1 pseudogene is annotated in these 1,151 nt (G+C 60.2%); it reads right to left on the bottom strand.

The window, feature by feature from the left end:
• Nucleotides 1-1,151: pseudogene (locus GIW02_RS27445) on the bottom strand (type IV secretion protein Rhs); the annotation flags it as partial.

Raw genomic sequence — 1,151 nt, 5'->3', positions numbered from 1 at the left:
CCTGGATGGTCAGGCGGTTGCCGGCGACGATGTCGGGGCCGGGGCGGTCTTGCATCAGCAGGTTGCCGGCGGGGTCGTGGGCGAAGCGTTCCTGCACGTCTTGCGAGTGGTCGGCGCGGGTGAGGCGGGCGAGGGGGTCGTAGTGGTAGAGGTGTTCGCCTTTGCGGGTGTCTAACAGACGGCTGAGGTTGCCGGAGTTGTCGTAGTCGTATTGGCGTTGGTAGAGGGTGTGTTGCTGCTGGGTGACGGCGTGGGCGTGCAGGCGCTGCTGGTCGTCGTAGTGGTAGTGGCTGAGGAGTTGGCCTTGTTGGCGTTGGTGTTCCTGGCCGGATTTGAAGAGGTGGGAGGTCAGCACCGTGCCATTTAGCTCGAGAGTGGCTAAGTGGCCGCCTTTGCCATGGTTGAACATCAGGCGGTTATTGTCTGGTAGCCGCAGGTGTTGAAGCTGACCGCAGGCGTTGTAGCCGTAGCGCACGGTGCCCCAGCCTTGGTGTTCGGCGGTGAGGCGGTTCTGGGTGTCGTACTCGTAGGCTAACGCCCAGTGGCCGTCGTCGACGGTGAGGAGGTTGCCTCGGCGGTCGTAGGCATAATCAACAACGCTGCCGTCGGGAAGGGTTTTTCTCACCAAGCGCCCGGCATGATCGCGCTCATAGCTAGTGACTAGCTGACTGCTGTCATCGCCGTATTCGGTTTTTTCTTGCAGGTTGCCGTTGAGGTCGTAGGCGTAGGCCGTTCGTTGGCCGTCAAACCCGGTTTCCTGCTGGATCAGGCCGTTGGGGTAGTACTGCAACCCATAGGTTTCGCCGACCTCGTTTTCAATCTCGCTGAGCAGTAATCGAGCATTGTCATAGCGATAGCTGATCTGGCTGCCATCGGCGTTGATACGGCGGCTGATCAGGTGTAGCCCATCGGCATACTCGTAGCGGGTGACGTTCCCTAGCTCATCACGTTCGGCGGTGATTTTTCCGTAGGGGTTGTAGCTGTATTCCCGCGTGGCACCGCTCGGTTGGATTAGTTTCAGCAGGCGACCTGCGGCATCCCACTGATACTGCGTCAGCGCCCCAAACTCGTCCTCACGCGCGACCTGCCGCCCAAGATCGTCATAGCGATAACGCTTGATCGCGCCATTGGGCAGCTGTTCTTCAATGAGC

The organism is Pseudomonas syringae (assembly GCF_021606685.1).
In the GTDB taxonomy this organism is placed as follows: Bacteria; Pseudomonadota; Gammaproteobacteria; order Pseudomonadales; family Pseudomonadaceae; genus Aquipseudomonas; species Aquipseudomonas syringae_R.
Note: the sequence above shows the minus strand (reverse complement) of the source record. Positions and strands in the feature narration are given on the sequence as shown.